This is a genomic window from Lacticaseibacillus suihuaensis (assembly GCF_054785075.1).
Genome location: NZ_BAAGBJ010000028.1, coordinates 1 through 5,922 on the forward strand (window position 1 = coordinate 1; position 5,922 = coordinate 5,922).

At 44.3% G+C, this 5,922-nt stretch carries 6 protein-coding genes; 5 read left to right on the forward strand and 1 reads right to left on the reverse strand.

The annotated features are described in order from the left end of the window. Positions 1-236 precede the first annotated feature (236 nt). From ACYVRZ_RS12945 to ACYVRZ_RS12965, 5 genes are all read left to right on the forward strand, one after another. Complete coding sequence (locus ACYVRZ_RS12945; protein WP_032501549.1) at positions 237-320, forward strand: 23S rRNA methyltransferase attenuator leader peptide ErmL; 84 nt, start codon at positions 237-239, stop codon at positions 318-320. Positions 321-444: 124 nt separating this feature from the next. Then, on the forward strand, positions 445-1,182 hold the full coding sequence (erm(B), locus tag ACYVRZ_RS12950; RefSeq protein WP_001038790.1) for a 23S rRNA (adenine(2058)-N(6))-methyltransferase Erm(B): 738 nt from the start codon (positions 445-447) through the stop codon (positions 1,180-1,182). A gap of 260 nt (positions 1,183-1,442) precedes the next feature. After that, on the forward strand, positions 1,443-2,465 hold the full coding sequence (locus ACYVRZ_RS12955) for an IS30 family transposase (protein ID WP_125697777.1): 1,023 nt from the start codon (positions 1,443-1,445) through the stop codon (positions 2,463-2,465). 527 nt (positions 2,466-2,992) lie between these two features. Further along, positions 2,993-4,912, forward strand: a complete 1,920-nt coding sequence (gene tet(W), locus ACYVRZ_RS12960; RefSeq protein ID WP_461227445.1) for a tetracycline resistance ribosomal protection protein Tet(W) — start codon at positions 2,993-2,995, stop codon at positions 4,910-4,912. 81 nt (positions 4,913-4,993) lie between these two features. After that, on the forward strand, positions 4,994-5,449 hold the full coding sequence (locus ACYVRZ_RS12965) for an XRE family transcriptional regulator (protein WP_001071126.1): 456 nt from the start codon (positions 4,994-4,996) through the stop codon (positions 5,447-5,449). Positions 5,450-5,603: 154 nt separating this feature from the next. On the opposite strand, the gene ACYVRZ_RS12970 is transcribed toward ACYVRZ_RS12965, so the two are convergent. After that, positions 5,604-5,922 (reverse strand): DDE-type integrase/transposase/recombinase (locus ACYVRZ_RS12970; RefSeq protein ID WP_461227447.1); only part of this gene is annotated, 319 nt, incomplete at its 5' end.

Below are 5,922 nucleotides of genomic sequence, written 5' to 3' on the forward strand. Positions count from 1 at the left end.
ATGGTGACCTTTGGTGTGAGACATGATATTCTGTTCTTGCATCAAGACGATACCTCTTTCATTAATTGTGTAGGAACTTTAATGATAACAGGTCGTATCGACTTGGTGTTTTTTATTTTGTCTGAGTGCTAACGATAGTGGCTAACTTGATTGTAAAACGCGGGAAAATTTTGTATAATAGGAATTGAAGTTAAATTAGATGCTAAAAATTTGTAATTAAGAAGGAGGGATTCGTCATGTTGGTATTCCAAATGCGTAATGTAGATAAAACATCTACTGTTTTGAAACAGACTAAAAACAGTGATTACGTAGATAAATAAATACGTTAGATTAATTCCTACCAGTGACTAATCTTATGACTTTTTAAACAGATAACTAAAATTACAAACAAATCGTTTAACTTCTGTATTTATTTATAGATGTAATCACTTCAGGAGTGATTACATGAACAAAAATATAAAATATTCTCAAAACTTTTTAACGAGTGAAAAAGTACTCAACCAAATAATAAAACAATTGAATTTAAAAGAAACCGATACCGTTTACGAAATTGGAACAGGTAAAGGGCATTTAACGACGAAACTGGCTAAAATAAGTAAACAGGTAACGTCTATTGAATTAGACAGTCATCTATTCAACTTATCGTCAGAAAAATTAAAACTGAACATTCGTGTCACTTTAATTCACCAAGATATTCTACAGTTTCAATTCCCTAACAAACAGAGGTATAAAATTGTTGGGAATATTCCTTACCATTTAAGCACACAAATTATTAAAAAAGTGGTTTTTGAAAGCCATGCGTCTGACATCTATCTGATTGTTGAAGAAGGATTCTACAAGCGTACCTTGGATATTCACCGAACACTAGGGTTGCTCTTGCACACTCAAGTCTCGATTCAGCAATTGCTTAAGCTGCCAGCGGAATGCTTTCATCCTAAACCAAAAGTAAACAGTGTCTTAATAAAACTTACCCGCCATACCACAGATGTTCCAGATAAATATTGGAAGCTATATACGTACTTTGTTTCAAAATGGGTCAATCGAGAATATCGTCAACTGTTTACTAAAAATCAGTTTCATCAAGCAATGAAACACGCCAAAGTAAACAATTTAAGTACCGTTACTTATGAGCAAGTATTGTCTATTTTTAATAGTTATCTATTATTTAACGGGAGGAAATAATTCTATGAGTCGCTTTTGTAAATTTGGAAAGTTACACGTTACTAAAGGGAATGTAGATAAATTATTAGGTATACTACTGACAGCTTCCAAGGAGCTAAAGAGGTCCCTAGCGCCTACGGGGAATTTGTATCGATAAGGAATAGATTTACCTCGGTTTAAAATCGAAGTGCAACACCTGATAAAGCAGACCAATTTGCAAAAAAAGGCCATGAAGACCTATTCTTGTTAGCGACCAAACAGACAAGAAAGCAGGAATCTTCATGACCCACTCTCAGAGTACCACCAAACGCTCTTATCACCAACTAACTCCCGATGAAAGAGGCAAAATTGAAGTACTACGCACGCAGGGCAAAACTCTGAGCGACATTGCGGGTGCTTTGCACCGCAGTACAAGCACGATTAGTCGTGAGCTAAAACGCGGCTCTGTTGATCAGATGGACTCAAACCGCCAAATCCATTCTGTCTATTTTGCCGACGCTGCTCAACGTAAACATGTTGAAGCCCGGCTTAATAGTCATGCAGAAGGCTTGTTAGGGCGCTGCGACTACTTCTTCAAGGAGCTAATCAAAGTACTTAAGCAACGCCCTCGTATCCATAGCGTGGATAGCTTTGTCCACGACTTTCAGATGCGTTTTCCCCGCCTGAGATGTCCATCAACGCCAACAGTCTATCGGTACATTGACGCAGGGCTACTCCCAATTACCAACCTTGACTTACCCGCCAAACTGCGACGTCGTGTCAAACGGCCAGGATTACGCCACGCTCGGATTAACAAGCAAAAACTGGGCGAATCTATTGAAAAGCGGCCAAAGGCCGTTGACGGTCGACTAGGAGTCGGTCACTGGGAAGGTGATCTGGTCAAGGGGAAGCGAGTTGAAAGTGAACCAGCATTAATGACACTAACAGAGCGGTACTCCCGAACCGAGATCATCGTGAAGCTTCCTGACTATCACGCAGATACTTGCCGCCGCGCCCTTCAGGCAACGATAGATGAATATGGGGCTAAGGAGTTCGACTCCATCACGTTCGACAATGGTTCAGAGTTCTCATCTATAGCTAGCGTGACCGGGACGAAGATTTATTTTGCGCATCCATACTCACCCTGGGAGCGTGGATCAAATGAGAATGCTAATGGCCTTCTACGTGAGTATTTCCCAAAAGGCAAGTCATTCAAGAACGTAACCCTTGATGAGATCCAGGCAGCACAGTCGGCATTGAATCATCGCCCAAGGCGCTCACTGGGCTGGTTACGTCCTTGCGACTATTACCCCAATATGGCATAAGCTATACCACTAACAAGAATTGGTTATAAAGTGTTGCACTTGATTTGACAATTGAGGTTTAGTAAAATGCAGACAACACCACGGATCGGCTTTTGGCTGGACAATTCCAACCAAACACCGCAGCAGACAGTAGAAACCATTCTGAACGTTAGGAAGCCGGTATGATTGTTACATATAAGGGGAAGAAAAATTTCTTTTAGATACTTGTTTTCCTAAAACTGATGTGATATAATAATTCAATTCCAGAAAAGGAGTAAAAAATATGCGGCAAGGTATTCTTAAATAAAACTATAATCAAATAGTGGGAACAAAGGATTATGATAGTCCCTTTTGTAGGGGCTTAGTTTTTTGTACCCAATTTAAGAATACTTTTGCCTTATCAATTTTGACATATCCCCAAAAACAGCACTCACAAACAGGTGTATGCTGTATATGTGTATGTCCGCAAATTATCATCCCCAGTGGTAAAAGTATTTTACTGCTGGGGATTTTTATGCCCTTCGGGGCAGTAAAGGGAGGACAATCACATGAAAATAATCAATATTGGAATTCTTGCCCATGTAGACGCTGGAAAGACGACCTTGACGGAGAGCCTGCTATATGCCAGCGGAGCCATTTCAGAACCGGGGAGCATCGAAAAAGGGACAACGAGGACGGACACCATGTTTTTGGAGCGGCAGCGTGGGATTACCATTCAAGCGGCAGTCACTTCCTTCCAGTGGCACAGATGTAAAGTCAACATTGTGGATACGCCCGGCCACATGGATTTTTTGGCGGAGGTGTACCGCTCTTTGGCTGTTTTAGATGGGGCCATCTTGGTGATCTCCGCTAAAGATGGCGTGCAGGCCCAGACCCGTATTCTGTTCCATGCCCTGCGGAAAATGAACATTCCCACCGTTATCTTTATCAACAAGATCGACCAGGCTGGCGTTGATTTGCAGAGCGTGGTTCAGTCTGTTCGGGATAAGCTCTCCGCCGATATTATCATCAAGCAGACGGTGTCGCTGTCCCCGGAAATAGTCCTGGAGGAAAATACCGACATAGAAGCATGGGATGCGGTCATCGAAAATAACGATAAATTATTGGAAAAGTATATCGCAGGAGAACCAATCAGCCGGGAAAAACTTGTGCGGGAGGAACAGCGGCGGGTTCAAGACGCCTCCCTGTTCCCGGTCTATTATGGCAGCGCCAAAAAGGGCCTTGGCATTCAACCGTTGATGGATGCGGTGACAGGGCTGTTCCAACCGATTGGGGAACAGGGGAGCGCCGCCCTATGCGGCAGCGTTTTCAAGGTGGAGTATACAGATTGCGGCCAGCGGCGTGTCTATCTACGGCTATACAGCGGAACGCTGCGCCTGCGGGATACGGTGGCCCTGGCCGGGAGAGAAAAGCTGAAAATCACAGAGATGCGTATTCCATCCAAAGGGGAAATTGTTCGGACAGACACCGCTTATCCGGGTGAAATTGTTATCCTTCCCAGCGACAGCGTGAGGTTAAACGATGTATTAGGGGACCCAACCCGGCTCCCTCGTAAAAGGTGGCGTGAGGACCCCCTCCCCATGCTGCGGACGTCGATTGCGCCGAAAACGGCAGCGCAAAGAGAACGGCTGCTGGACGCTCTTACGCAACTTGCGGATACTGACCCGCTTTTGCGCTGCGAGGTGGATTCCATCACCCATGAGATCATTCTTTCTTTTTTGGGCCGGGTGCAGTTGGAGGTTGTTTCCGCTTTGCTGTCGGAAAAATACAAGCTTGAAACAGTGGTAAAGGAACCCACCGTCATTTATATGGAGCGGCCGCTCAAAGCAGCCAGCCACACCATCCATATCGAGGTGCCGCCCAACCCGTTTTGGGCATCCATCGGACTGTCTGTTACACCACTCCCGCTTGGCTCCGGTGTACAATACGAGAGCCGGGTTTCGCTGGGATACTTGAACCAGAGTTTTCAAAACGCTGTCAGGGATGGTATCCGTTACGGGCTGGAGCAGGGCTTGTTCGGCTGGAACGTAACGGACTGTAAGATTTGCTTTGAATACGGGCTTTATTACAGTCCGGTCAGCACGCCGGCGGACTTCCGCTCATTGGCCCCGATTGTATTGGAACAGGCATTGAAGGAATCAGGGACGCAACTGCTGGAACCTTATCTCTCCTTCACCCTCTATGCGCCCCGGGAATATCTTTCCAGGGCTTATCATGATGCACCGAAATACTGTGCCACCATCGAAACGGTCCAGGTAAAAAAGGATGAAGTTGTCTTTACTGGCGAGATTCCCGCCCGCTGTATACAGGCATACCGTACTGATCTGGCCTTTTACACCAACGGGCAGAGCGTATGCCTTACAGAACTGAAAGGGTATCAGGCCGCTGTCGGCAAGCCAGTCATCCAGCCCCGCCGTCCAAACAGCCGCCTGGACAAGGTGCGCTATATGTTTCAGAAGATAATGTAACGTCTTGCGCAATGCAAGCGTTCATTGCTGGCTATTGCGAAATATCATTGATAAAATCAGTATCAGAGAGGAGAAACTATTTTGAACCAGGAACAGACGAATATTACAACAGGAAAGCAAATACGTCATCTGCGAACACAATTGGGAATGACACAGGAAGAACTAGCCGGGGAATTGAATGTTACCCGGCAGGCACTATCGAATTGGGAGAGAGATGTTAATGAACCCGATTTAAATATGTTGAAAAAAATTTGCTTTCTTTTTGGAGTCAACATGGACGATTTTGCGAAGGAGGTAATAACAAAGATGGAAACATATGAAAAAAAGGAGAAACGACAATTTAATAAGTACGATATGGCAATTGGACTTTTTTATGGTGTTGGTATATTTCTTGGCATTGGTATTTTCTTTGTTGGCGGTTTTATGACAATGTCAGGTGCAGGGTGGGGAGCATCACTATTTGGCGGTGGCTGTTTTTCTCTTGTATTTGGCTTGATATGCCATGCAGTTATTACATTGAGAAGAAATGACAAATGATGACATATCCTGCTTTCTATACTTTTCGGTAATACCGAGTAAAAAAAGCCGCTGCTTTTGGCTTTCCAATAGCGGCGGCTTAATGCAAGCGGCGGTTCTGGTGCAAAGTTGAAATTAAGCGTAGATCAAAGTGACTGTGTTTAGTGGTTGTAGCCTATGCCGCTAACAATTGGTCGACTTCTTGATACGCTGAAAAGCCGAAGAGGCCTAGCTTCTTTCGGCTTTCTTTGTGTATCGCATGCATGGTTTCAATGCCGTATAATGTCCTAGCTGCTGTCCGAGTGCTCTGATAACTTGCGGAACGAACTTGTTGCCGCTTAATAAAACGGTGATCTTGCTCAATCAGATTATTGCGATATTTGGAGCACTGATGCACACCTTTGTGCAGATAGCCTTCCCTAGTAAGCTTTTTAATTGCCTTTAGGGTCGCTCCGTACTGATCAGTCACTAATCGATGTGGAAGACCATAGGTC

Coding starts and splice junctions, on each gene's coding strand:
- ACYVRZ_RS12955 (WP_125697777.1), top strand. CDS start 1,443: ATGACCCACTCTCAGAGTACCACCAAACGCTCTTATCACCAACTAACT.
- ACYVRZ_RS12945 (WP_032501549.1), top strand. CDS start 237: ATGTTGGTATTCCAAATGCGTAATGTAGATAAAACATCTACTGTTTTG.